We start from the raw sequence: 24,470 nt of genomic DNA on the forward strand, positions 1-24,470 counted from the left end.
CAACGCTCCCCTAGACGGTCTCGAACCATCGTAGGCGCTCCGAGGCGACGATGGTCACTGGTGGCGGCGGTCCGGGCTCCGGAACCCGACATAACGCCGCGACCGTGCGCCACCGGCCGCTAATCGGGTTACGCCGTGCGCGAACGATCCGGCACGATGGCTCGAATGGAGCCTGTGGAGATCATCGAGGACGGCCTGCTGCTGCGCCCGTGGCGCGCGGAGGACGCCGACGCGGTGCACCGTGCCTGCCAGGATCCGGACATCCAGCGCTGGACCACCGTACCTCGCCCGTACCTGCCGGAGCACGCGACCGAGTTCGTCACCACGATCAGCGCCACCGGCTGGGCCGAGGGCACCGCGGCGCAGTTCGCGGTCTGCGACGCCGGCACCGGCGAGCTGCTCGCCTCGATCGGCCTGGTCTCCGTCGACCGCGCGCTGGACTCGGCCGAGGTGGGCTACTGGACCGCGCCGTGGGCGCGGGGCCGGGGCGTCGCGGTCCGCGCCACCCGCGCGCTCGCCCGCTGGGCGTTCGACGCTCTCAAGCTGTGCCGGCTCACCTGGCAGGCCGAGATCGGCAACCACGCCTCCCGGCTGGTCGCGCTGCGCGCCGGCTTCCGGATCGATGGTGAGCTGCGGCTGGCCCACCCCAGCCCTGGCGGCCGCCCGGAGGGCTGGATCGGCTCCCTCCTCCCGGCCGAGCTGGCCGCGCCCGGCGACCCGGTCCCCTACGGCCCGGACACGCTCCAGGCCCGCCGGGCGGCGGTCTTCGGCCGCCCGCAGCCGGTCCTGTTCGCCACCGCCGGGGACACCGAGCTGCGGCTGCGCGCGCTGGAGGAACGCGACCTGGCCGAGGTGACCCGCACCTGCCAGGACGAGCAGACCGTCCGCTGGACCACGGTGCCGCACCCGTACCGGCCGGAGCACGCCGAGGGCTTCCTGCGCGACCTGGTGCGCCCGGCCTGGGCCCGGGGCACGGCCGTGACGTTCGCCGTGGCGGATCCGGACGACCGCTACGTCGCCTCGGTCGACCTGCGCCTGCTGCCGAACGACCCGCTGGTGGCCGACGTGGGGTACATGACCGCGCCGTACGCGCGCGGCCGGGGTTACCTGCCGGCCGCTCTCGCCGCGGTCTGCGCCTGGGGCTTCACCACGCTCGGCCTGGCCCGGATCGAGTGGCGGGCGAACGTGGGCAACACCGCCTCGCGGCGGGCCGCCGAGAAGGCTGGCTTCACCGTCGAGGGCACGCTGCGCGGCGGCGTCCAGCACCGCGGCGAGCGGCAGGACGTCTGGATCGGCGCGCTGCTGCCGGGCGACCTGACATGACCCCGGAGACGATCGAGGGGTACGGCGTACGGCTTCGGCCGTGCCACCTCGCGGACGTGCCCGAGACGGTGGCCGGGTGCGCCGATCCGGAGACCCGCCGGTTCATGCCCCTGCTGCCCGACCCGTACGACGCCGACGCCGCCCGCTGGTGGATCACCGAGGGCGCGCCCGCGGCGTGGGCGGCCGGTGGCGCCGCGTACACGATCGCCGACCCGGCGACCGACCGGCTGCTCGGCAGCATCGGCCTGACCCGGCTCAGCGCGGAGCGGGCGACGTACGAGATCGGTTACTGGGTGGGAGCGGCGGCGCGCGGCCGGGGCGTGGCCACCGCCGCCACCCGGCTGCTGACCGAACGTGCGTTCGCCGCCGGGGCGGCCCGGTTGGAGTTGCTCACCCGCACGGAGAACGTGGCGAGCCAGCGCATCGCGCTCGCCTGCGGTTACCGGCACGAGGGCGTACGCCGGGCGGCGGGCGCGGGCGGCGACGGCGTACGCCAGGATCTGATCGCCTGGGTGCGGCTGGCCGACGACCCGCCCGGGCCGCTCGCCCGGTTGCTGCCGGACCTGCCGGACGGCCGGCTCACCGACGGCGTGGTGACGCTGCGCCCGGTGGAGCCGGCGGACACGGACGCGCTGTTCCGGCTGCACTCGCTGCCGGAGGTGGTGGCGAACCGGGTGCCGCCGGTGGCGCCGCAGCGGGCGGCGCTCGCGCGCCGCTGCCGGCTGGCGGCGAGCCGCTGGCTGGCCGGCGAGGCCGCCGACCTGACGATCCTCGACGCGGCCACCGGTGCTGTCGTCGGCGGCTGCGCGCTGTTCTACGACGAGCCGGCCACCGGGCAGGCCATGGTCGGCTACAGCCTGCTGCCCGAGGCGCGCGGTCGCGGGCTGGCGGCCCGGACGGTCCGGCTGGTCGCGGGGTGGGCGTTCGGTGTCGGGGTGGCCCGGCTGTGGGCCGGCACCCGGCCGGACAACGTCGCCTCGCAGCGGGTGCTGGAGCGGGCCGGCTTCCGGCGGGAGGGGCTGTTGCGCGGCCGGCTGCCCGGCCCGGACGGCGTCCGTGTCGACTCGGTGGTCTACGGCCGCCTGGCCACGGACGAGAACTGAGGACGGACCCCTGCGCGGGGCCCGTCCTCGCCGGTCAAGGGGTCACGTGCCGAGCTGGATGATCCCGTAGTCGTACGCGTGCCGCCGGTAGACCACGCTCGGGCGGCCGGACTCCTTGTCCTGGAACAGGTAGAAGTCGTGGCCGACCAGTTCCATCTGGAACAGCGCGTCGTCGACGGTCATCGGTTCGGCGGGGTGGACCTTCGCCCGGGCGATGTGCCACGGCTGGTCGTCGGGTTCGGTGTAGCCGCTCTCGTCGGGGCGTTCGGCGACCGCTGTGGCGGTGCCGTGGCCGTCGAGCGCCGCCAGCCCCGGGCCGTCGAGATCGGCCACCGGCAGACCGGCTGTCGCGGCGGCCACGGAGATCGGCGCGTGCCGCCCGCGGTGCACCCGGCGACGGTCCGCCGCGCGGCGGAATCGCGTGTCCAACTTGGCGATTGCGGCGTCGAGCGCGCTGTAGAAGTCGTTCGTGCAGGCCTCGGCCCGGATCACCGGGCCGCGCGTCACGCACGTGATCTCCACCCGCTGGCAGGTGTCCGCCTGGCGTGGATTGCGCTCGTGGAACAACTCCACGTCCACGCGAATGAGCTTCTGGTCGTAGCGTTCGATCTTCGCGAGCTTCTCGGCTACGTGCACCCGGTAATGGTCCGGCACTTCGACGTTACGGCCCTTGACCACGATGTCCACGTGACCTCCCTTGTTCGGACGGTCGTTCGGTCCGGATCAGATCCGGTCGACGCACCCGGGAGGGCCCCGCTCGGCGTCGACCGGTGTTGTTCGGCTACGCCTCCTTCCAGTGCCGGGGGAAGGTTGGATCCTCACTACCCCCGACACCGAAACGCTAACTCCTGTACGGCCAACCGTCACCCCTGGTTGCCGAAGGCGGTCGCGAAATTTAACAGCTCATACACCATGGGGTGAAACGGATACACGAAGCGTCACCGGCGGTGCCGCTTTTGCGTTGCGGCGAGCACCGCCGCGGCCTTTGGCGCCATTCCCGCGCGGTGCAACATCCGGCTCACCGCCGCCAGCGTGGCGCCGGTGGTGACGATGTCGTCGAGCAGCACGACGTTCTCCCCCGGGCGGTCTCCAGCGGGCGGGCGGCGCAACCGGAACGCCGCCTCGGCCGCGGCGGCCCGTCCGGCGCTGTCCAGCGCCACCGAGTCGGTGCGGGGCAGCGCGCGGAGCGGGCGCAGCACGCGTACCGGCCAGCCGGCCGCGCGCAACCGGGCCGCCGCCGGGCGGACCAGCCGGTCCAGGTGGTCGCCGTAGCGGGCCCGGGCGGCGCGGGCGGTGTCGGGCACCGCCACGAGCGCCACCGGGCCGGGTGGCCCCGCCGCCGCGGCGACCACCTCGGCGAGCAGCGCGCCCAACGGCCGGGCCAGCCCGTGCCGGCCCCGTTCCTTGTACGCCAGCAGCCCCTCGCGCAACGCGCCGCCGTACGGGCCGAGCGCGACGCAGGGCGGCAGGCCGGGCGGAGCCGGATCGGGCCGGGCAGGTGCGGGACGCAGCGACTCCAGCTCCCGCACGCAGCCGGGGCAGAAGCCCTGCCGCAGCCGTACCGACCCCGCGCCGCAGCCCGCGCACCCGGCGGGCAGCACCAGGTCGGTCAAGTCCGACCAGAGCCCGCCCAGGTCACGCACGGGCTCAGTAGAGGAAGAACGGTGCGGTCGGGTTGGTCGCCCGGCTGCCCGACGGAACGTCGAGCACCTGCTCCCGCTTGACGTAGTCGAACGGGTTGTTCCGCCAGGCCGCGCCGTCCGTCTCGAACATGAACGAGAACGCGGCCAGGCCGCGGTCGCCGCCGCCCGGATACCCGGCGAGCTGGGTCACCGGGGCTCCGATCTCCACCGCCAGCGGGGTCTCCCAGGCGCCGTCGACGGTGAGCTGGTGGATCGCCGAGCGCCGGTCCGCCTCGTTACCGGCCAGCGCCAGCTCGTTCTCCGCCACCCAGTCCACCACCGTCACGCCGGTGAGCAGCGTGGTCACGCGGCGGGGCTGCCCGAGGCTGACCACGCCGCCGTCGACGCTCACCGCGGCGACGAAGACCGCGCCGCCGGAGGCCAGCGCGATCCGGTGCCCGTCGAGGGAACCGGCGACAGCCGTCACCGGCCCGGGAACGGACAGCGGGATCTCGCTCGTCCGGCCCGCGCCGTCGAACCGGTAGAGCCGGCCGTCCGCCGCCACCAGACCGGCCGGGCGGGCCTTGTTCAGCGACCGCAGCCAGGTGGGACGGCTCATCGTCCGGAACGTACGGTCGCCGGGGTTGAGGGTGGTGACCGGATCCGGGCCGGTGCCCACCTTGAGCCGCCTGCGGTTGTCCGGCCCGGTCACCACGAGCGCGGCGAGCACCTGGTCGTCGGCGCGGGCGAGCGACGCGGAGACCACGTTGCGGTTCTCCGCGGGCGGCAGCGGCACGGCGGCCCGCGACTCGTTGCCGAACGCCAGGGGACGGACGGCGCCGTCGTAGACGGCGAACCGCATCGGGTCACCGCCGCGTGGATAGGCGGCGGTGGCAACGCGCTCGCGCCCCAGGTCGACGGTGAGCCGCTTCTGGTTCTGGATCTTCAGGTCGACCTGGCCGTCCAGGTCCGACAGGGACCACGCCAGCTGGGTGCCGAGCCGAGTCAGCCGCTGCTCGTTGGCGCCCGGCATGTTGAGGTTGATCTCCCAGTGGCCGTCCGCGCCGGTCGCGTTGTTGATCAGCTGGGTGCCGTCGGGCAGCCCGGTCACGCCGGGGGCCAGCCAGTCCGACGGGCGGTCGGCCAGCCACTTCATCACCTCGGTGATCCGGCGCTCGGTCGGCGCGGACGAGGGCAGGTAACGCTGGTCCGGCACCAGCCGGGTCAGGTCGGTGTTCCAGAAGTAGACGGTGCGGGGGCGGTAGTACTCGCGCATCGCCGAGTCGCTGGCCAGCAGCACGTTCGGCAGCTCGGTGATCAGCAGGCCGGTGCCGGCCGGTTCGGCCCGGCGCAGCTCGAAGACGTACTGCGTCTCGCTCGCCACCGGCGGGCCGAGCGTGCCGTCGGCGCGCAGCACGCCCACCTGCTGCACCTTGAGCGTCACGGTGCTGGTGCCCTGGTTGTTGGGCGGCGTGCTCTCCGGCTTCTCCCGCAGCCGGACCACTGTCAGCTCGACCTCGCTGGTCTGCGGCTTGCCCGGCAGCAGGTCGCGGGCCTCCGCGGCGAGGAACTTCCGGGCCCGGGCGTACGCCTGGTCGCGCTCCCCGGCGGCGGCGGCCCGCAGGTAGTTCTCGATGAACGGCACCGGCTCGCTGCTGTCGGCCGGTTCGGGCGGCCGGGCCGGGCTGCCGTTGAGCGCCCCGGACTCGGCGGCCGGCACCGAGCCGTCCACCTGCACGTCGGTCTGGTGCGGGATGCCGCATCCGGCGAGCGCGGCCGGCAGCAGCGCGCCGGTCAGCAGCAGGGCCAGGACGCGGCGGTTCACGGCCGTGCCTCCGCGTGGTCGCCGCCGGCCGGTCCGGCGGTCAGCGCCGCGACGCCGCCGGGCCCGATGGCGGGCAGCCCGCCGTCGCGGGGGCCGCCGAACGGCACCGTGGCGTCGGCCGGCACCAGCCGTAGCGGGGAGGTGGTGAGCCGGTCCCCGGCCCGGGCCGGCAGGGTGAGGCGGAACTGTGCGCCCTGACCCGGCGCGCCCCACGCCTCCAGCCAGCCGCCGTGCAGGCGGGCGTCCTCCAGGCTGATCGACAGGCCCAGCCCGGTGCCGCCGGTCTGCCGGGCGCGCGACGGGTCGGCCCGCCAGAAGCGGTTGAACACCAGCTTCTCCTCCCCCGGCTTGAGGCCGACACCGTGGTCCCGCACGGTGATCGCCACCGCGCTCTGGTCCTGGCCCAGGGTGATCCGTACCGGCTTGGCCTCGCCGTGCTCGACCGCGTTGCCGACCAGGTTGCGCAGCACCCGCTCGACGCGGCGCGGGTCGACCTCGGCGATCACCGGAGTGTCCGGCAGGTCCAGCTCGATGGTCACCCCGACCCGCTCGGCCAGCCCGGCCAGCCGCTCGGTCACCCGGTGCACCACCGGCACGAGGTCGGTCGGCTCGCTGTCCAGCACCGCGAAACCGGCGTCGAACCGGCTGATCTCCAGCAGGTCGGTGAGCAGTTCCTCGAACCGGTCCAGCTCGGCCTGGAGCAGCTCGGCGCTGCGGGCCACCGCCGGGTCGAACTCGTCGCGCTCGGCGAAGATCAGGTCGGCGGCCATCCGTACCGTGGTCAGCGGTGTCCGCAGCTCGTGCGAGACGTCGGAGGTGAACCGGCGTTGCAGCCGGGACATCTCCTCCAGCCGGAGGATCTGCCGTTGCAGGTTCGTCGCCATCTGGTTGAACGAGGCGGCCAGCAGGGCGAGGTCGTCCTCGCCGGAGACCACCATGCGCTGGTCGAGCAGGCCGGCGGACAGCCGCTGCGCGGTGCGCGCGGCCACCCGTACCGGCGTCACCACCAGGCGGGTGACCAGCGCGGCCAGCAGGCCGAGCAGCAGCACGAGCGCGACGCCGGTCGCGACCACCGTGGCGCGGGCGTCGGCCGCCGTCGCGTCCTGCCGGGCCAGGGGTACGAGGTAGTAGAGCTCGACCTGCCCGAACTTGGTGGGCACCGGGGAGCCGTAGACCAGGTATTTCGTCCGCTCGCCGCCGAGCGAGCCGGTACGGATCTGGTGGGCGACCTTGCCGGAGGCGACGGTGGCCCGCAGCTCGTCGCCGATCACCGCGCCCACCGGCACGTCCGGCGTGGTACGCGGCTCGATGAACTCGGCGAAGTTGTCGGCGGTGATCGCCACCACCACGCCGCTGGTCTGGGTGGGATCCCCGCCGGCCAGGTAGTTCACGGTGCCGTCGATGGTGTTCTGGAGCTGCGCCTCCTGCGGCTGGCTGTAGAGGTTGAACTGCTTGGCCGCGTACTCGCTGCCGTTGCTCAGCCGCAGCCGCACGTCGGTCTCGGCGTTCTCCAGCAGGATGCTCGTGATCTTGTCGGCGATCAGATAGGCGAAACCGCCCACCAGCAGACTCGACGCCACCAGCGTGATGGTGACCACACGGACCTGGAGCGACCGCCGCCACGCCTGGTGCACCGCGGCCACCAGCCGGGCGACCCGGCCCGTCAGGGCGAGCCAGAGCGCCCGCACGGCGTGGAGCCGGCGGGACGCGGCGGTCGGCGGGTCGGGCAGCGGGGTGGTCACCACAGTGCTGACCAGGCTATCCGGTGCCTGCCTTGTAGCCCACGCCCCGCACGGTGAGGATGATTTCGGGTCGCTCCGGATCCGGCTCGATCTTGGCGCGCAGCCGCTGGACGTGCACGTTCACCAGGCGGGTGTCCGCCGCGTGGCGGTAGCCCCAGACCTGCTCCAGCAGCACCTCGCGGGTGAAGACCTGGCGCGGCTTGCGGGCGAGCGCGACCAGCAGGTCGAACTCCAGCGGCGTCAGCTTCACCTCCTCGCCGTCGCGGCTGACCGTGTGGGCAGGCACGTCGATGGTGATCTGGTTGCCGGGCGGACCGATGGTCAGCATCTCCGGCGCCACGTCCTCGCCCCGGCGCAGCCGGGCCCGCATCCGGGCCACCAGCTCCTTGGGCTTGAACGGCTTGACCACGTAGTCGTCGGCGCCGGACTCCAGCCCGAGCACCACGTCGACGGTGTCGCTCTTGGCGGTCAGCATCACGATCGGCACGCCGGACTCGCCCCGGATGGCGCGGGCCACGTCGATGCCGCTCATGCCCGGCAGCATCAGGTCGAGCAGGACGATGTCGGGTCGGTTGTCGCGGAACGCGGCCAGCGCCCGTTCGCCGTCCGCGACGAAGGACGGCACGAAGCCCTCGCTGCGCAGCACGATGCCGAGCATCTCGGCGAGGGCGGGGTCGTCATCGACCACGAGTACCCGGGCTCTCATGGGGTTTATCGTTCCATCCCCGTTCGTCTGGAGTGTTCGGCGTCTCCACGGCACCGTAGCGCCGAGCGGCCCCGTGCACCACAGCAAGTCGGCGTGGCCGCCCAGCGTGGCGCGCCGGGTCGGACGGGTCCACCGGATGCGGACCCGCCGTGCAACCATGATCCCCCGGGCGTCGCCCCGCCCGCCACCTCCGCTCGCCCCGCCCAGGAGTACGCGTGCCCGACGCCGGCCCGACCGCGGTGCTGCCGCGCCGTCCGCTGACCGTCGGCGAGCTGCTCGACGCGGCCGTGCTGCTGCTGCGCGACCAGGCCCGGGTGCTCGTCCCGCTCGCCCTCCTGCTGGCCCTCGCCGAACAGGCGGTGCTCCACCCGCTGCGGATGCTCGCCGGGACCGAACCGCCGTACTGGTGGCCGGCGGAGTTCGGCGACTCCCTTCCCGCGTACTGGCTGCTGCTGGCGGCCGGTGCCGGCACCGAGGCCGCGATCGTCGCGCTGCTCGGCGCCCCGGCCGCGCGCGGCGCCGGCGCGGCGCTGCTGGGGCGCCGTCCGGCGCCGTGGGAGCTGCTGCGCGGCGCCCGGCTCGGCGTGGCACTGCCGGCCGCCGTCCTGGTCGGGCTGACCGTCACCGCCGCCGGGCTGACCGGGCCGGGCTGGTTCCTGGCGTACGCGCTGCTCGGCCTGGTGGTGCCGGTGCTGGTGCTGGACGGGGTGCCGGGGCACCTGGCGCCCTGGCGGGCGGTACGCCTGGCCGGCCGGGTCAGCGCGCGGGCCGCCGCGATCCGGCTGCTGGGCTACCTGGGCTGGTGGCTGATCCGGCTCGGCATCGGGCTGGGCCTCTACCAGGGCCTGAACATGCTGGGCCTGTTCGACGTCTCGGCCTGGGCGCTGCCCGTGACGATCGCCGCCTTCACCGCGGTGAACGCGCTGGCGTACCCGGCGCTCGCCTGCCTCGACGCGGTGCTGCACCTGGAGACCCGGATCCGCACCGAGGGGCTGGACATCCGGCTCTCCCGCGCGCCGGCCGGCGTGCCCGAGCCGGTCCTGCTGGCGGCCCACCGGTGAGCCGGTGGTGGACCGAGGCGGTCGCGGCCCTCGGTGACGTGGTGCCGCTGCCGCTGGCCGCGCTGATCCTGCTGGCGGTCGCGCTGCTGGTGGCGCTGGGCTGGTATTTCTTCCCGGCCTGGGTGCCCCGCCGGCTGCCCCGGTTCAGTCTCCCCCGGCTGCGGCGCCCACGGCTGCCCCGGTTCCGCCTGCCCCGGTTCCGGCGGCGTGCCCGCCGGGCCCGCACCGAACCGCCGGCCGTGCGCCTGCCCGCGCCCCGGACCCCGGAACCCGCGCCGGCCGGCGGGCTCGGGCCGGCGGACCGGCTGGCGGCCGAGGGCCGGTACGCCGAGGCGGTCCGGGAGCGGCTGCGCGAGATGGTCCGGCTGCTGGTCGTCCGGCAGGTGGTGGAACCCCGCCCCGGGCTCACGGTCGTCGAGCTGACCGAGGCGGCGGCCCGCACCCGGCCGCAGGTCGGGCCGACGCTGCACGCGGCCGGGGCGATCTTCTCCGACCTCTGGTACGCCCAGCGCCCCGCGACCGCCGCGCACGACCGGCGGATGCGTGAACTCGCCACCGACCTGAGTCGCGAGCTGACCGGGGAGGAGCCGCGGTGACCGCCACAGCCGTACCGGAGACCGCGACGACGGCGGCGGCCACCGTTGCGCCGCGTCGGCGTACGTACCGGCTGCTCGTCCCGCTCGGGCTGGCCGTGCTGCTGATCGTGACCACGCTCGTGCTGCGCGCCGTCGACCGGCCCGACGCGGACGAGCCCGGTTTCCTGTCCCCGGTCGCCACCGACGACGACGGCGCCAGCCGGCTCGCCGAGGCGCTACGGACGCAGGGCGTCGCGGTGCGCCGGGAGACGGACCTGACGGCGGCGCTGCGTACCGCCGGGGCGCAGCCGAGCACGCTGTTCGTGCCCGCGCCCGGGCTGGTGCACCCGGAGCTGCTCGACGGGCTGACCGCCCTGCCGCCCGGCAGCCGGCTGGTGCTCGTCGAGCCCTCCCGGCGGGTGCTCGCCGAGCTGGACACCCCGGTCGAACCGGCCGGCGGGCGCTGGGCCGCCCGGGCGGTGCCGCCCGACGCCGGCGGCACGCCGTGCCCGCTGCCCGAGGCGGTCCGGGCCGGCACGGCCGCGATCGACCTCCAGCGTTACGCCGGACCTGCCGAGGTGGACCACTGCTACGGCGGCGCGCTGCTGCGCGTCCCCGGCCGGGTCGAGACGGTGCTGGCCGGCGCCAGCGACCCGTTCCGCAACGATCGGATCGGCGAATGGGGCAACGAGGCCCTCGCCACCGGCCTGCTCGGCGGCGACCGCCCGCTGGTCTGGCTCGACCTGCCCGAGCCGGCGCCGGCCCCGACGCGCCCGAGCTGGTCCCCGGAACCGTTCACCGAGGTGCCCGGCCCGGCCGGCAGCGGCCGGTCGGAACGGCCCGACCCGCCCGAGCGCGCCGACCCGCCGCGGGAGAACCCGCTCTGGGGCGCCTTCCCACAGTGGTTCTGGGCCCTCCTGGTGCAGCTCGCCCTGGCCGGCCTGCTGGTGGTGCTGTGGCGGGCCCGCCGGCTCGGGCCGCCGGTGTCGGAGCCGCTGCCGGTGACCGTCCGGTCCGCCGAGACGGTACGCGGCCGGGCTCGGCTCTACCGCCGGGCCGGCGCCCGGGACACCGTCGCCGGGACGCTGCGCGCCGCCGCGCTGGACCGGCTGGTGACCCGGCTCAACCTGCCCCCGGGCACGCCCGACGACGAGGTGGCCGCCCGGGTCGCCGAGCGCGCCGGCGCCGACCCGGAACGGGTGGCCGGCCTGCTCTACGGCCCCGCCCCGGAGAAGGACCGCGAGCTGCTGGAGCTGGCCCGCGAACTGGACGCCCTGACCCGTACCCTGGCCCCGCATCCCAGCGAAGGAGACCCCCGGTGACCGGACCCGTCACGACCACCGCCCCGTCCGGCGCCCGCGCCGCCCTGCACCGGCTGCGTGCCGAGGTCGCCAAGGCCGTCGTCGGGCAGGACGCCGTGGTCACCGGCCTGGTGATCGCGTTGCTCTGCCGGGGGCACGTGCTGCTGGAGGGCGTACCGGGGGTGGCCAAGACGCTGCTGGTGCGGACGCTGGCCGCCGCGCTCGACCTGGACGCCAAGCGGGTGCAGTTCACCCCCGACCTGATGCCCGGCGACGTCACCGGCTCGCTGATCTTCGACCAGCGCACCGCCGCGTTCACGTTCCGGGAGGGGCCGGTCTTCACCAACCTGCTGCTCGCCGACGAGATCAACCGCACCCCGCCCAAGACGCAGTCGGCGCTGCTGGAGGTGATGGAGGAGCGGCAGGTGTCCGTCGAGGGCGAGCGCCGTCCGCTGCCCGACCCGTTCATCGTCGCGGCCACCCAGAACCCGGTCGAGTACGAGGGCACCTACCCGCTGCCCGAGGCGCAGCTCGACCGTTTCCTGCTCAAGCTGACGGTGCCGCTGCCGGAGCGGGAGGAGGAGCTGGGCGTACTGCGGGCGCACCACGCCGGCTTCGACCCGCGCGACCTGCGTGCTGCGGGCGTACGCCCGGTGGCCGACGCGTCGGACCTGGCCGCCGCCCGGGCCGAGGTGCGGATGGTGCACGTGGCCGAGCCGGTGCTCGGCTACATCGTGGACCTGTGCCGGGGCACCCGGTCCGCCCCGGCGCTGGAGCTGGGCGCGTCCCCGCGGGGCGCCACCGCGCTGCTCAACGCCGCGAAGGCGTGGTCCTGGCTGGCCGGCCGCGACCACGTCACCCCGGACGACGTGAAGGCGGTCGCCCGGCCCACGCTGCGGCACCGGCTGCGCCCGCGTCCGGAGGCGGAACTGGAGGGCGTCACGGTCGACGCCGTGCTGGACTCGGTGCTGGCCACCGTGCCGACGCCGCGATGACCTGGCGGGCGGGTCTGCTGCTCGGCGTGGGCGCGCTGACCCTGCCGGCCTGGCCGGCGCCGTTCCTCGGCGTCGCCGTGCTGACCGCGGCGGTGCTGCTGCTGGTGCTGCTCGACCGGGCGATGGCGGTCCCGCCGGACGCGCTCACGATCACCCGCTCCGGCGAGCGGACGGTCCGCCTCGGCGGCACCGCCACCGTCACGCTGCACCTGGCCAACCCGACCGACCGCACGCTGTACGCCCAGGTACGCGACGCCTGGGTGCCCTCGGCCGGGGCGCGCCCCGACGTGCCGCCGGATCACCTGCTCACCGTGCCGCCCGGTGGCACCGCCACGCTGCCGGTCCGGCTCACCCCGACCCGGCGCGGCGACCGGCCGGCGGTGGCGCTGACCGTACGCTCGCTCGGGCCCATGCGCCTGGGCGCCCGGCAGCGCGCCGGGGCACCCGCCACACCACAGTGGACGCTGCGGGTGCTGCCGCGCTTCGACTCGCGCCGGCACCTGCCGGAGAAGCTGGCCCGGCTGCGGGTCATCGACGGTGTGCAGGTCACTCGGGGGCGCGGTCACGGCACCGAGTTCGACACGCTCCGCGAGTACGCGGTGGGCGACGACGTCCGCTCGATCGACTGGCGGGGCAGCGCCCGCCGGGCCGACGTGCTGGTGCGCACGTGGCGCCCGGAGCGGGACCGCCGCCTGGTCTGCGTCCTGGACACCGGCCGCACGTCGGCGGTACGCCTCGGCGACGAGCCCCGGCTCGACACCGCCATCGACGCGGCGCTGCTGCTCACCGCGCTCGCCGCCCGGGCCGGTGACCGGGTGGACCTGCTGGCGGCGGACACCGAGATCCGGGCCCGGGTGACCGGCAGCGGCCGGCCGGCGCTGCTCGCCCGGCTGGTCGACGCGGTGGCGCCGTTGCAGCCCGCGCTGGCCGAGACCGACTTCGAGCTGATCGCCGCCGAGGTGCTGCGCCGGGAGCGGCAGCGCAGCCTGGTGGTGCTGTTCACCGCGCTGGAGGCGGGCGCGATCGGCGAAGGGCTGCTGCCGGTGCTGCCCCGGCTGGCGACCCGTCACCGGGTGGTGCTGGCCGCCGCCGGTGACCCGGTGCTGAACCGGCTCGCCACCGCCACCCCGGCCGGCCCGGACGACCCGTACGCGGCCGCGTCGGCGTGGCGGGCGCTGGCCGAACGGGACCGGGTGCGCGCCGCCCTGTCGCGCCACGGGGTGACCGTGGTGGACGTGCCGGGGCACCGGCTGGCCCCGGCCGTCGCCGACACCTATCTGCGGCTCAAGTCCCTCGGCCAGCTCTGACCGCGCGCCGGCCGAGCACCAGCGCGTACGCCAGGAACGCCAGCCACACGGCGGCGCCGGCGGCCACCCGCAGCGGGATCGGCACCGGCGCCGGGGTCACGAACGCCTCGATCAGCGCGGAGACCGCGAAGACGCCGACCAGGCCGGCCGCGACCACGGCGGCGAGCCGTCCCGCCTCGGCGACCGCCCGGCCGCGCCCGAGGTGCGCGGGCGGGGCGATCCACGCCCAGGCGGTCCGCAGTCCGACCCCGGCGGCGACGAAGATGCCGGTCAGCTCCAGCAGCCCGTGCGGGGTGATCATGCCGAAGAAGACGTCCGCCCGGCCGTAGGAGATCATCACGCCGCCGACCACGCCGATGTTGAGCGCGTTCTGCCACAGCAGCCAGAGCACCGGGATCACGAGCACGCCGGCGGCCAGGCACTGGGCGGCCAGCCAGGCGTTGTGCGTCCACAGGTGGAACGCGAACGTGGGCGCGGCGAACTCGGTGTAGTAGCCGGCGAAACCGGAGTCCACGAGTTGCCGCGCCGCCTCGGGACCGACGAACGCGGCGGCGGTGTCCGGGTTGCCCGCGACGAACCAGATGAGGAAGGCGCTCAGGGCGCTGAACGCCGTGGCCACGCCGCACCACCAGGGCCAGGCCCGGTAGAGGGCGGCGGGCAGGTCGGCGGCCAGGAACCGGCCCACCGCCGCCCAGGACGGCCGGGGACGGCCGGTGACCCGGGCGCGAGCCGCGAGGACCAGGTGGGACAGGCGGTTCACCAGCGCCGGCTCGGGCGCCCGGGCGCGCAGCGCGGAGAGGTGCGTGGCACTGCGCTGGTAGAGCGCCACCAGTTCGTCGACCTCGGCCGCGTCGAGGCGACGCCGGCCGGTCAGGTGTTCCAGCCGCCGCCATTCGGCGCCGTGCTCGGCCACGTACGCGTCGAGATCCACTCACCCTCCCCCGTTCGGCGTCCATGGTGTTCACTGTCGGGGTGCGTGCGCAACCTCCCCCACCGCCCCGTTGGGCCGACGCCGGTCTGGTCAGCGGCGAGGCGGTGGAGCTGGACGTCCGGGTGGCCCGGCTGGGCTCCCGGGTGCTCGCCCTGCTGATCGACGCCGTGATCCAGCTCGCGCTGTTCCTGGTGCTCGGCGCGGTGCTGGCGATGGTCGCGCTCGCCCTGCTGGGCGACGTCCTCGACACCGCGCTGGCCGGCGCGCTCCAGACCCTGCTGCTGGTGCTGGTCCTGCTCGGCTATCCGGTGGTGATGGAACGCTTCGCCGGTGGCCGGACGGTGGGCAAGCTGGCCGTGAGGCTGCGCGTGGTGCGGGCCGACGGCGGCCCGGTGGGGGTGGGCCAGTCGCTGACCCGGGCGCTCGTCGGCGTCGCGGTGGAGTGGCCCGGTCTGGTGCTGCCGCTGCTGAGCTGGGTCGCGAGCGTCACGGTGATGCTCACCGACCCGCGCGGGCGGCGGCTGGGCGACCTGGTCGCCGGCACGCTCGTGGTGCACAGCCGGGGCGCCGCGCTGTGGCGGCCGCTGCCGCCGGCTCCGCCGCCGCTGCTGGCCTGGGCGACCACGCTCGACCTGACCCGGTTGGACGACGGGCTGGCGCTGGCCGCCCGGCAGTACCTGGACCGGCTGCCCCAGCTCGCCGAGCCGGACCGTTTCCGGCTGGGCCGGGCGCTGTGGGCGGAGGTCGCTGCGGTCACCTCGCCGCCTCCGCCGTGGGCCGCGCCGGACTCGGTCTACCTGTCGGCCGTGCTGGCCGAGCGGGGGCGCCGCGCCGCGCTCCGGCTGGGCCGGACCCGGACGGTCACCGCCGCGCTCTGGCCGGAGCTGGTCCCGGCCCCGGCCACGGTGCCGCACGCCGTCGCGCCGGCCGCCCTGCGTCCCGCCGCGCCGGTCGACGGCCGGTTGCGGTCCGCCGTCCCGGACGCGGGCCCCGATCCGGTACGCCGCTGAGCCGGGCTCAGGCGAACAGCGCCCGCCCCCACCAGTCGGCGGCGTCGCGTACGCCGGGCGGGCAGGCGAACAGGCCGCTGGAGACGTGCCGCAGGTACTCGTTCATCGCGTCGTTGCGGGCCAGCCGGGTCTGGATCGGCACGAACTGCCGGCGCGGATCCCGCTGGTAGGCGATGAAGAACAGACCGGCGTCGAGCCGGCCCAGCCCGTCCGAGCCGTCCACGAAGTTGTAGCCGCGGCGCAGCAGGCGGGCGCCGTCGTTCTGGTCCGGGTGGGCCAGCCGTACGTGCGCGGTGTCGGCGATGAGCGGCTCGCCGTCGTCGCCCTTCGCGGCGAAGTCCGGCTCGTCGAACTCGTCGCGGCGGCCCAGCGGCGCGCCGCTGCCCTTGGTCCGGCCGACGATCGTCTCCTGCTCGGCCAGCGGGCTGCGGTCCCACGTCTCGATCAGCATCCGGATCTTCCGGGTGACCAGGTAGGAGCCGCCGGTCATCCAGTCCGGACCGTCGCCGGACTGCACCCAGAGCTGGTCGCGGAGCAGGCCGGCGTCCTCGGCCTTGAGGTTGGCGGTGCCGTCCTTGAAGCCGAACAGGTTGCGGGGTGTGGCCTGGTCCCGCGACGTCGACGAGGTACGCCCGAAGCCGAGCTGCGACCAGCGGACGCTCACCACGCCCATGCCGATCCGGGCCAGGTTGCGGATGGCGTGCACCGCCACCTGCGGATCGTTGGCGCAGGCCTGGACGCACAGGTCGCCGCCGGACAGCTCCGGCCGCAGCGCGTCCCCGGCGAAGTGCGGCAGGTCGGCGAGGGCGGCCGGACGCCGGGCGGCGATGCCGAAGCGGTCGCGGCCCTGCGCGTCGCGGAACAGCGACGGCCCGAATCCCACGGTGAGGGTGAGCTGCGACGGGGGCAGTCCGAGCGCCTCGCCGGTGTCGTCCGGCGGGGCCTCCGGCATGCCGCCGACCGCGCCGATGACCCCGGCGTCCTTGCCGGCGGTCATCCGGGCCGCGGCGGCGGTCCACTCCTGGAGCATCGCGACCAGCCGGTCCCGGTCCTTGGTGACCACGTCGAACGCGACGAAGTGCAGCCGGTCCTGGGCCGGGGTGGTGATGCCGGCCTGGTGCTCGCCGAGGAACGGCACGGAACCGGCCGCCGATCCGGTGGCGGAGGCCTCGTTCCCGCCGGCGAGCAGGGCACCGGCGGCGCCCGCCACCCCGGCGACGCCTGCCACGCCGACGCCGGCCAGGGTCATCGCGCGGCGCCGGGACAGGCCGCGGCCGGTCCGCCGGTTGTTCGGCTCGCTCGTCGCGTCACCTCCGGCCGGGCCGGTCATCGCGCGACTGCCGCCGCGACCTTGCTGACCGGCTCGGCCAGCGCGTTGACCGCGTCCGACAGCTCCTTCAGCTCGGCCTTGCCGAGCTGGGTGTGCAGCTTCCAGCCGTCCCCGGCCCGGTGCCTGCCGAGGGTGGTCTCCACATTCGCGAACTCGCTGTCGAGCTGCTTGACCAGGTCGGGTGCGCGCTGCTCCAGGGCCGGGCGCAGCGCGGCGATCGCGGCCTTCGAGCCCTCCAGGTTGGCGTTGAAGTCCCACAGGTCGGTGTGCGAGTAGCGCTCCTCCTCGCCGGTGATCTTGCCGCTGGCGACCTCGTCGAGCAGCGCCTTGGCACCGTTGGCGAGCTGGAGCGGGGTGAGCTTCTCGGCGTCCGCCTTGGCGACGATCGCCTTCACGTCGACCAGGAGCCGGTCGGCGATCGCACCGTCGGAGCTCACGTCCCCGGTGGTCCAGAGGTCCTTCTCGATCCGGTGGAAGCCGGTGAACTCCATGCCCTCCTCGACCACCTCCTCGCGGCCGTCGATCTTCGGGTCGAGGTCGCCGAAGCTCTCCGCGACCGGCTCGATCCGCTCCCAGTAGGTGCGGGCCACCGGGTACAGCGCCTTGGCCTTCGCCACGTCGTTCGCCTTGACCGCCGCCACGAACTCCTCGGTCTTCGTCAGCAGCGCGGCGGTCTGGCTGCGCACGTACCGCTGGTAGCTCTCGGTGGCCTGGGTCAGCGCGGCGTCCGGGGCGACAGTCGCCGCGGTGCCGGAGACCTTCAGCGCGCCCCGGATGCCCCGGCCGCTCATCCCCGGCTTGCAGGCCGTCTCGTACGTGCCGGCGGTCAGCTCGACCCGCAGCTCGCGGCTGAGGCCGGGGGCGATGTTCTCCACCTCGCCCATCACCCGGTCACCGGCCGCGTAGACGTAGAACTCGTTGACCTTGGAACCGGTGTTCGTCACCTTGAAGGTCACCTGACCGGCGTCGATCTCGGTGTCGCCGACCTCGCAGACGGTGTCGGTGGCCTTGACGGCGATCGGCCCGCCGTTCGAGGCGTCGGCGTCGTCACCGCCCCCGCAGCCGGCCAGTCCGGCGACGGCGAGCAGCCCGGCGGCGGCGGGCGCGACGAGTCGAGTGGTACGCATCGTGCGGGGTCTCCTCGGGAACGGGCGGGTCAGGAGCGGGGGGACGGGACGGCGGCGACGTCGGCCGGCACCGGCTCGGCGGGCGGCGTCGGGTGAGCGGGCTCGGCGGACTTCGCGGGCTGGGACGGCTTGCGCAGGAAGAGGACGAGCACCGGCACCGCGTACGCGACCCAGGCGACCAGCTCCAGCACCGTCGGCGCGGCGGTGACGTTGAACATGCCGGCGAGCAGCGCGCCGTACCAGGAGCCCGGGTCGAGCGTGGTGGAGATGTCGAAGGCGAGGTCGTTCAGGCCGGGCAGCACGCCCGCCTCCTGGAAGTCGTGCACGCCGTACTTGAGGATGCCGGCGGCGACCAGGATGAGCAGCGCGCCGGTCCAGGTGAAGAACCGGCTCAGGTTGATCCGTACCGCGCTGCGGTAGAGCAGGAATCCGATCACGACGGCGGTGGCGATGCCGCCGGCCAGGGCGAGCAGGGAGCCGGGACCGGTGCCGCCGGCCGCGCTCTCGGCCGCGGCGTAGAAGATCAGCGCGGTTTCCAGGCCCTCGCGGATCACGGCGAGGAACGCCATGCCGGCCACGGCCAGGGAACCGACCGCGAGCGCGTCGGTGAGCTTGCCGCGCAGCTCACCGGCGATGGTGCGGGCGGCCCGGCGCATCCAGAAGATCATCCAGGTCACGAAGACCACGGCGGCGACCGAGGTGACCGCCTCGAACAGTTCGCGCGACTCGGAGGTGCGCAGCAGCGAGGTGGACGTGTATTGGATCAGGGAGCCGAAGCCGACGGAGAGCGCCACGGCCAGGCCGACGCCGGCCCACACCTGCGGCAGCCGGTCCCGGCGCTGCGACTTGACCAGGAAGGCGACGAGGATGCTGACCACGAGCGTCGCTTCCAGGCCCTCGCGCAGGCCGATCAGGTACGTGGCGAACATCAGCACTCCGTCGTCGCTTAGTTAGGGCAGGCATACCTTGCTCCTGTTCACAGCAAACGTCAAGCTGATCCGGGTAACGTCACCCGGTTCGACATCCGCCGGCCTTCCCCCGTACGCGAAAAAGGACCGGGACGGCCGCGCGGCGGCCGAACCCGGTCCCTTCTCCGAACGTGGAACTCAGTAGCGGTAGTGGTCCGACTTGAACGGGCCCTCCGGGGAGACGCCCAGGTAGGCGGCCTGCTCCTTGGTCAGCGTGGTCAGCTTCGCGCCGAGCGCGTCCAGGTGCAGCCGGGCGACCTTCTCGTCCAGGTGCTTGGGCAGCACGTAGACGCCGATCGGGTATTCCTCGGTCTTGGTGAACAGCTCGATCTGGGCGATCGTCTGGTTGGCGAACGAGTTCGACATCACGAAGCTCGGGTGGCCGGTCGCGTTGCCCAGGTTCAGCAGGCGGCCCTCGGAGAGCACGATGATGGCGTGGCCGTCGTCGAAGCGCCACACGTCGACCTGCGGCTTGATGTTCTCCCGGGTCACGTCGCTGCGCTTGGCCAGGCCGGCCATGTCGATCTCGTTGTCGAAGTGGCCGATGTTGCCCACGATGGCCTGGTGCTTCATCCGGGCCATGTGCTCGTTGGTGATGACGTCGAAGCAGCCGGTCGCGGTGATGAAGATGTCGGCCTGCTCCACCACGTCGTCGAGCGTGGCGACCTGGTAGCCGTCCATCGCCGCCTGGAGCGCGCAGATCGGGTCGACCTCGGTCACCACGACCCGGGCGCCCTGGCCGCGCAGCGACTCGGCGCAGCCCTTGCCCACGTCGCCGTAGCCCATGACGACAGCCATCTTGCCGCCGATCAGCACGTCGGTGGCGCGGTTGATGCCGTCGATGAGCGAGTGGCGGCAGCCGTACTTGTTGTCGAACTTGCTCTTGGTCACCGAGTCGTTGACGTTGATGGCCGGGAAGAGCAGCGTGCCGGCGCGGTGCATCTCGTAGAGCCGGTGCACACCGGTGGTGGTCTCCTCGGTGACGCCCTTGATGCCGGCGGCGATCCGGGTCCAGCGCCCGCCGTCCTCGGCCAGCGAACGGTGCAGCAGTTCGAGGATGACCGCGTACTCCTCGGAGTCGGCGGACTCGACCGGCGGCACGACGCCGGCCTTCTCGAACTCGGCGCCCTTGTGGACGAGCAGGGTGGCGTCGCCACCGTCGTCGAGGATCATGTTCGGGCCCTGGCCGTCCGGCCAGTTGAGCACCTGCTCGGTGCACCACCAGTACTCCGGCAGCGTCTCGCCCTTCCAGGCGTAGACCGGCACGCCGGCCGGGGCCTCCGGGGTGCCCTCGGGGCCGACCACCATCGCAGCGGCGGCGTGGTCCTGGGTGGAGAAGATGTTGCAGGACGCCCAGCGGACCTGCGCGCCGAGCGCGACCAGGGTCTCGATCAGGACGGCGGTCTGAACGGTCATGTGCAGCGAACCGGTGATGCGGGCGCCGGCCAGCGGCTGGGCCTCGGCGAACTCACGCCGGATCGCCATCAGGCCGGGCATCTCGTGCTCGGCGAGCCGGATCTCCTTGCGCCCGAACGCGGCGAGCGACAGATCCGCCACCTTGTAGTCGCCCTCGGCGAGGGTGCTCGGCCGGGCCTGCGACGACGCGCCGCTGGAGGCCGCCGGGAGGGTGCTGGTCATGGAAGCTCCTGTCGAACGATGGTGGTGCGCAGCCTTCCACCTTACGCTCGCGGGCCACTCGGCCCGTGCCCGGTTGGCCGACCGCGCAATCGGCCGGTCGGCGGACAGCGCACGGGGCGGTCGGTCGTGAGCGGACTTTCCACTCACGGCCCGGCCGCCCCGCGCATCCCCCCGGTTTGGTTCCCCCGCACGTCACCGGACCTTCGTCGCGACAACGCTGCGTACCCATAGAGTCACACCACGCAGCGTGACCGTCAAGCTATTTCGGGAAAGTCGGACTTGTGCGGATCAGTGCATGCCGCAAGTGGCGACGAACGCCTCGCCCGCGCCGCCCACCGTGAGCGGGCCACCGGCCGCCGTGCCGACCGCGGCCTGACCCGCGTCCAGCGTGACCACGCCCACGCCGTCGTCCACGGTCAGCTTCCCGGCCCGGCAGAGCACCACCCGCGGCCCGGGCAGCGTCAGCCGCACCCCCGGCGACCCGGCGGCCACCTCGACCCGGTGCAGCGCGAAGTCCTCCACCGGCACCGGCCAGGTCTGCACCCCCGGCTCCACCTGCTCGGGCCGCAGCACCGGCTGGGTCAGCACCTCGAACCGGAGCACCCGCAGCAGCTCGGCCACGTCGACCCGCTTCGGGGTCAGCCCACCGCGCAGCACGTTGTCACTGGCCGCCATGATCTCGACGCCGGTGCCGCGCAGGTAGGCGTGCAGGTTCCCGGCCGGCATCCAGATGCCCTCGCCGGGCGCCAGCCGGACGTGGTGCAGCAGCAACGCCACCACCACGCCCGGGTCGGCCGGATAGCCCGACGCCAGCGTGCGGACCAGCTCGGCGTCCGCCGAGGCCGGCCCGGCCTCCGCCGCCGCCAGCACGGCCGCCACCAGCCCGGCGCGCTCCGCCCGGGGCCAGCTCAACAGCAGACGCACCGCCTCCCGCAGCCCCGCCGGCCCGTCGCGCAACGCCGCCACGACGGGCTCCAACGCGGGTACGCCGAACGCGGCGATCGCCGCCGCCGACTCCCCCGGATCGCGGAAGCCGCACAGCGCGTCGAAGTCCGAGAGCGCCACCAGCAGCTCCGGCTTGTGGTACGGGTCGACGTAGTTGACCCGCCCCACGTCGGCGGCGTGCCCGGCGCGGGCCTGCTCGGCGTCCGGATGGGCCTGGAGGCTCAGCGGCGCGTCGGCGGCGAGCACCTTCAGCAGGAACGGCAGCCGGGTGCCGAACCGGCCGACCAGCCGCTCACCCAGCCAGTGGCCCGGCTCGGCCACCAGCAGTTCGGTGAGACTGACCGGCCGGCCGTCGCGCTGCACGGTGGCCGGGGCGCCCGGGTGGGCGCCCAGCCACAGCTCCGCCTCCGGCCCGTTGCTCGGCACCGGCCGCCCCTGCAACTCGGCGATCGCGGTGCGCGAACCCCAGGCGTAGTCACGGATCCGGCCCTGCAACAACTCCATCGGTCAGCTCCCGGGCCGCCCGGCCACCTCGTCGGCCGCGTGCGTCCCACCACTGGTCACGGCCTCCGGGACGGCGGTGTCCGCCGCCTGCCCGGTGCCGGCCCGCTCGGCTTCCGGCGAGTAGATGTCCGGCTCCAGGTAGATCACCCGGGCGGTCGGCACCTCGCGGCGGATCCGCGCCTCGACCGCGTTGATGTCGCGCGCCAGGTCCTGGGCGGTCTCCCACGCCGGCACGGCGATCTTCGCGGCCACCATCAGCTCCTCCGGGCCGAGGTAGAGCGTCTTCATGTGGATGATCCGCTCGACCTCGGGACCGTTCGTCACGGCCTGCTCGATCTTCGTCAGCTCGCCCTCCTCGGCGCCCTCGCCGAGCAGCAGGCTCTTGGTCTCGATCGCCAGCGTGACCGCGATGACCACGAGCAGGACGCCGATCATCGCCGTGCCCGCCGCGTCCCACATGCCGTTGCCGGTGATCAGCGTCATGCCGACGCCGAACAACGCGAAGACCAGACCGACCAGGGCACCGAAGTCCTCCAGCAGCACCACCGGCAGCTCCGGCGCCTTGGCCCGGCGGATGAACCGGACCCAGGTCTGGTTGCCCCGGACCAGGTTGGACTCCTTGATCGCGGTACGGAAGGAGAAGCTCTCCATCACGATCGCCGCGACCAGCACCGCCACCGGCACCCACTGCCAACTGTCGATCGGGTGCGGGTCCGACGCCTTGTGGTACGCCTCGTAGAGCGCGAACAGGCCACCGATGCTGAACAGCACGATCGCCACGATGAAGGCGTAGACGTAGCGCTCCCGGCCGTACCCGAACGGGTGCTGCGGCGTGGCCCGCCGCTTGGCCCGCCGGCCGCCGATCAGCAGCAGGCCCTGGTTGCCCGAGTCGGCAACCGAGTGGATCGACTCGGCAAGCATCGACGACGAGCCGGTCAGGGCGAACGCGACGAACTTGGTGACGGCGATGCCGAGGTTCGCCGCCAGGGCGGCGACGATCGCCTTGGTGCCCCCGTTTGCGCTCATTCCCCGCCTCGCTCGATGCCCCGTGTGGTCACTGGTTCGCCAGCTCCTTCATCTCCGTGATGGCCGGTACCGCCATCGGGTCCAGCCCGTGTGCCAGGGCGAGGTAGATCGAGGCGAAGTCGGGGACCGCGACCAGCGACGCGAGCCGCTCCAGCGCGGAACCGCCCTCAGCGGTCACCACGTCGCAGCGCACCCCGCGCCGCTCGGCGAGCGTCTGCACCGCGTCCGCGCGGCGCTCCTCGACCGCCAGCGGCTCGTCGGTGTCGTCGTCGGCGTTGAGCCCGCCGTCGCGCAGCAGCACCAGCCGCAGCCGGGTGCCGTCGGACTCGTCGACGCCCGGGTCGGCGAAGATGTCCCGCTCGCCCTCGGCCAGGCCGCCGAACACCCCGTCGAGCAGGCCGACGCGGCCCCGGCCCGCCTCGCCCAGCGCACCGGCGACCACCGGGTAGCGGGCGTTGGCGGACAGCGTGTCACCGAACCGCCGGGCGGCCACGGTGGCCAGCGGGGACGAACCCCACACGATCGGGATCGAACCGGAAAGCCCGAGTGCCAGCGACTTCGCCGGGTTGACGAAGGACTCGGCGGTCGGCCGGCATCGATCGGCGTCGGCGTCCAGCCGGGCCGCCGTCTCGGCCAGATCCGCCTCGTTGACCTTCACGAGCCCGAGGGTACGGGCGGCCAGCAGAACCGGCACGGTGAGCGCCCAGAGGCTGGCCCGGGCCGGCGCGCGCCGGGGCACCGGGATGAACGGCGCACGGGCCCGCTCCGCCACCGACTGGAGCTGCGAGTCGGGCGCGCCGACGGCGACCAGCCGGGCACCGCGCCGGTGCGCCGCCTCGGCCGCGCCCAGCGCCTCCGGGCTGCGACCGGAGGCGCTCACCGCGATGACCACGTCCGCCGCGCCCACCCAGCCGGGCACGCCGGCGCTGCGGTGCGGGATGACCGGCACCGGGCAGCGCGGCCCGGCGACGGTGGCCAGCACGTCACCGGTACGCCCGGCGGTGCCGATGCCGGCGATGACCACCGCGCGGGGCCGTCCGTCGTCGGCGAGCACGGACAGGTTCGCCTCGGCGGCCAGCGCCGCCGACTCGCGCACCTGGGCGCCCGCCGACGCGGTGTGCCGGAGCATGCCGCCCGGATCCCGCTCGGAGAGCTGCGCCGCGTCGTCCAGCAGGGCCTCGTCCGCGTGCCGGTGGCCGCTGACCCCGGCCGTACCCTCCATCACCGGGACGACCCGCCCCGCGCCTCGTCGGCGGCGGGTCCACCGCGCGCCTCGTCCAGCAGGAGCACCGGGACGTCGTCCCGGACCTCGAAGATGCGACCGCACTCGGTGCAGGTGAGCGTCTGCGCCTGCGCGTCGTAGTCGAGCGGGGCGTGGTGCGTGTCCGGGCAGGCGAGGATGTCGAGCAACTGCGGGTCCAGGGCCACGGC

Annotated in this window: 22 protein-coding genes; 8 read left to right on the forward strand and 14 right to left on the reverse strand. The window is 74.5% G+C overall.

Annotated elements, in window-relative coordinates:
* Positions 1-165: 165 nt before the first annotated feature.
* Both ACN27C_RS02410 and ACN27C_RS02415 read left to right on the forward strand, forming a co-directional pair.
* On the forward strand, positions 166-1,323 hold the full coding sequence (locus ACN27C_RS02410) for a GNAT family N-acetyltransferase (RefSeq protein ID WP_422750337.1): 1,158 nt from the start codon (positions 166-168) through the stop codon (positions 1,321-1,323).
* Entirely contained in the window at positions 1,320-2,426 is a 1,107-nt protein-coding gene (locus tag ACN27C_RS02415; RefSeq protein ID WP_422750338.1) for a GNAT family N-acetyltransferase, read from the forward strand. Before ACN27C_RS02410 ends, ACN27C_RS02415 begins: the two co-directional genes overlap by 4 nt.
* Before the next feature lie 42 nt (positions 2,427-2,468).
* Here the strand turns inward: ACN27C_RS02415 and hpf are convergent, their stop codons facing one another.
* The 5 genes from hpf to mtrA all read right to left on the reverse strand — a co-directional run bounded on the left by hpf (position 2,469) and on the right by mtrA (position 8,321).
* Positions 2,469-3,113, reverse strand: a complete 645-nt coding sequence (gene hpf, locus ACN27C_RS02420; RefSeq protein ID WP_120571508.1) for a ribosome hibernation-promoting factor, HPF/YfiA family — start codon at positions 3,111-3,113, stop codon at positions 2,469-2,471.
* A 251-nt stretch (positions 3,114-3,364) separates the two neighbouring features.
* Positions 3,365-4,069, reverse strand: a complete 705-nt coding sequence (locus ACN27C_RS02425; RefSeq protein ID WP_422750339.1) for a ComF family protein — start codon at positions 4,067-4,069, stop codon at positions 3,365-3,367.
* Positions 4,070-4,073: 4 nt separating this feature from the next.
* Positions 4,074-5,873, reverse strand: a complete 1,800-nt coding sequence (locus ACN27C_RS02430) for an LpqB family beta-propeller domain-containing protein (protein ID WP_120571510.1) — start codon at positions 5,871-5,873, stop codon at positions 4,074-4,076.
* A complete protein-coding gene (gene mtrB, locus ACN27C_RS02435; RefSeq protein WP_422750340.1) occupies positions 5,870-7,615 on the reverse strand; it encodes an MtrAB system histidine kinase MtrB in 1,746 nt (581 codons plus the stop codon). The genes ACN27C_RS02430 and mtrB overlap by 4 nt, the downstream gene beginning before the upstream one ends.
* 16 nt (positions 7,616-7,631) lie before the next feature.
* Positions 7,632-8,321, reverse strand: coding sequence for an MtrAB system response regulator MtrA (gene mtrA / locus ACN27C_RS02440; protein ID WP_013284210.1), 690 nt, complete (start codon positions 8,319-8,321; stop codon positions 7,632-7,634).
* Positions 8,322-8,536: 215 nt separating this feature from the next.
* On the opposite strand from mtrA, the gene ACN27C_RS02445 reads away from it, so the two are divergent.
* From ACN27C_RS02445 to ACN27C_RS02465, 5 genes are read left to right on the forward strand one after another with little or no spacing between them, the layout of a single operon-like run.
* Positions 8,537-9,382 carry a hypothetical protein gene (locus tag ACN27C_RS02445; protein WP_422750341.1) on the forward strand — a complete coding sequence of 282 codons (846 nt, stop codon included), beginning with the start codon at positions 8,537-8,539 and terminating at the stop codon, positions 9,380-9,382.
* On the forward strand, positions 9,379-9,978 hold the full coding sequence (locus ACN27C_RS02450; protein WP_350817099.1) for a DUF4129 domain-containing protein: 600 nt from the start codon (positions 9,379-9,381) through the stop codon (positions 9,976-9,978). Before ACN27C_RS02445 ends, ACN27C_RS02450 begins: the two co-directional genes overlap by 4 nt.
* Entirely contained in the window at positions 9,975-11,279 is a 1,305-nt protein-coding gene (locus tag ACN27C_RS02455; RefSeq protein WP_422750342.1) for a DUF4350 domain-containing protein, read from the forward strand. The genes ACN27C_RS02450 and ACN27C_RS02455 overlap by 4 nt, the downstream gene beginning before the upstream one ends.
* On the forward strand, positions 11,276-12,253 hold the full coding sequence (locus ACN27C_RS02460) for an AAA family ATPase (RefSeq protein ID WP_013284206.1): 978 nt from the start codon (positions 11,276-11,278) through the stop codon (positions 12,251-12,253). Before ACN27C_RS02455 ends, ACN27C_RS02460 begins: the two co-directional genes overlap by 4 nt.
* Complete coding sequence (locus ACN27C_RS02465; RefSeq protein ID WP_422750343.1) at positions 12,250-13,560, forward strand: DUF58 domain-containing protein; 1,311 nt, start codon at positions 12,250-12,252, stop codon at positions 13,558-13,560. The genes ACN27C_RS02460 and ACN27C_RS02465 overlap by 4 nt, the downstream gene beginning before the upstream one ends.
* Here the strand turns inward: ACN27C_RS02465 and ACN27C_RS02470 are convergent.
* A complete protein-coding gene (locus ACN27C_RS02470; protein ID WP_120571515.1) occupies positions 13,538-14,491 on the reverse strand; it encodes a stage II sporulation protein M in 954 nt (317 codons plus the stop codon). The genes ACN27C_RS02465 and ACN27C_RS02470 overlap by 23 nt on opposite strands.
* Before the next feature lie 41 nt (positions 14,492-14,532).
* On the opposite strand from ACN27C_RS02470, the gene ACN27C_RS02475 reads away from it, so the two are divergent.
* Positions 14,533-15,501, forward strand: a complete 969-nt coding sequence (locus ACN27C_RS02475; RefSeq protein WP_244933084.1) for an RDD family protein — start codon at positions 14,533-14,535, stop codon at positions 15,499-15,501.
* Positions 15,502-15,508: 7 nt separating this feature from the next.
* On the opposite strand, the gene efeB is transcribed toward ACN27C_RS02475, so the two are convergent.
* The 8 genes from efeB to ACN27C_RS02515 all read right to left on the reverse strand — a co-directional run bounded on the left by efeB (position 15,509) and on the right by ACN27C_RS02515 (position 24,467).
* Positions 15,509-16,831: an iron uptake transporter deferrochelatase/peroxidase subunit gene (efeB, locus tag ACN27C_RS02480; RefSeq protein ID WP_120571517.1), complete on the reverse strand. Its 1,323-nt coding sequence runs from the start codon at positions 16,829-16,831 to the stop codon at positions 15,509-15,511.
* A complete protein-coding gene (gene efeO, locus ACN27C_RS02485; protein WP_422750344.1) occupies positions 16,828-17,958 on the reverse strand; it encodes an iron uptake system protein EfeO in 1,131 nt (376 codons plus the stop codon). The genes efeB and efeO overlap by 4 nt, the downstream gene beginning before the upstream one ends.
* A gap of 29 nt (positions 17,959-17,987) precedes the next feature.
* The gene (gene efeU, locus ACN27C_RS02490) at positions 17,988-18,887 is read right to left on the reverse strand and encodes an iron uptake transporter permease EfeU (RefSeq protein ID WP_121685214.1); all 900 of its coding nucleotides are present in this window, start codon (positions 18,885-18,887) and stop codon (positions 17,988-17,990) included.
* 177 nt (positions 18,888-19,064) lie between these two features.
* Entirely contained in the window at positions 19,065-20,564 is a 1,500-nt protein-coding gene (gene ahcY, locus ACN27C_RS02495) for an adenosylhomocysteinase (RefSeq protein WP_120571519.1), read from the reverse strand.
* A gap of 288 nt (positions 20,565-20,852) precedes the next feature.
* Positions 20,853-22,013 (reverse strand): mannose-6-phosphate isomerase, class I, encoded by a 1,161-nt coding sequence (gene manA / locus ACN27C_RS02500; RefSeq protein ID WP_421499797.1) that lies wholly within the window; start codon positions 22,011-22,013, stop codon positions 20,853-20,855.
* A gap of 3 nt (positions 22,014-22,016) precedes the next feature.
* Positions 22,017-23,039 carry a cation diffusion facilitator family transporter gene (locus ACN27C_RS02505; RefSeq protein WP_422750345.1) on the reverse strand — a complete coding sequence of 341 codons (1,023 nt, stop codon included), beginning with the start codon at positions 23,037-23,039 and terminating at the stop codon, positions 22,017-22,019.
* Positions 23,040-23,067: 28 nt separating this feature from the next.
* Positions 23,068-24,264 (reverse strand): SIS domain-containing protein, encoded by a 1,197-nt coding sequence (locus ACN27C_RS02510; RefSeq protein ID WP_121685195.1) that lies wholly within the window; start codon positions 24,262-24,264, stop codon positions 23,068-23,070.
* Positions 24,261-24,467, reverse strand: a complete 207-nt coding sequence (locus tag ACN27C_RS02515; RefSeq protein WP_091418686.1) for a Trm112 family protein — start codon at positions 24,465-24,467, stop codon at positions 24,261-24,263. The genes ACN27C_RS02510 and ACN27C_RS02515 overlap by 4 nt, the downstream gene beginning before the upstream one ends.
* Between the last annotated feature and the right edge of the window lie 3 nt (positions 24,468-24,470).

The sequence above is a fragment of the Micromonospora sp. WMMD1219 genome (assembly GCF_049315215.1).
GTDB classification, from domain to species: domain Bacteria; phylum Actinomycetota; class Actinomycetes; order Mycobacteriales; family Micromonosporaceae; genus Micromonospora; species Micromonospora tulbaghiae.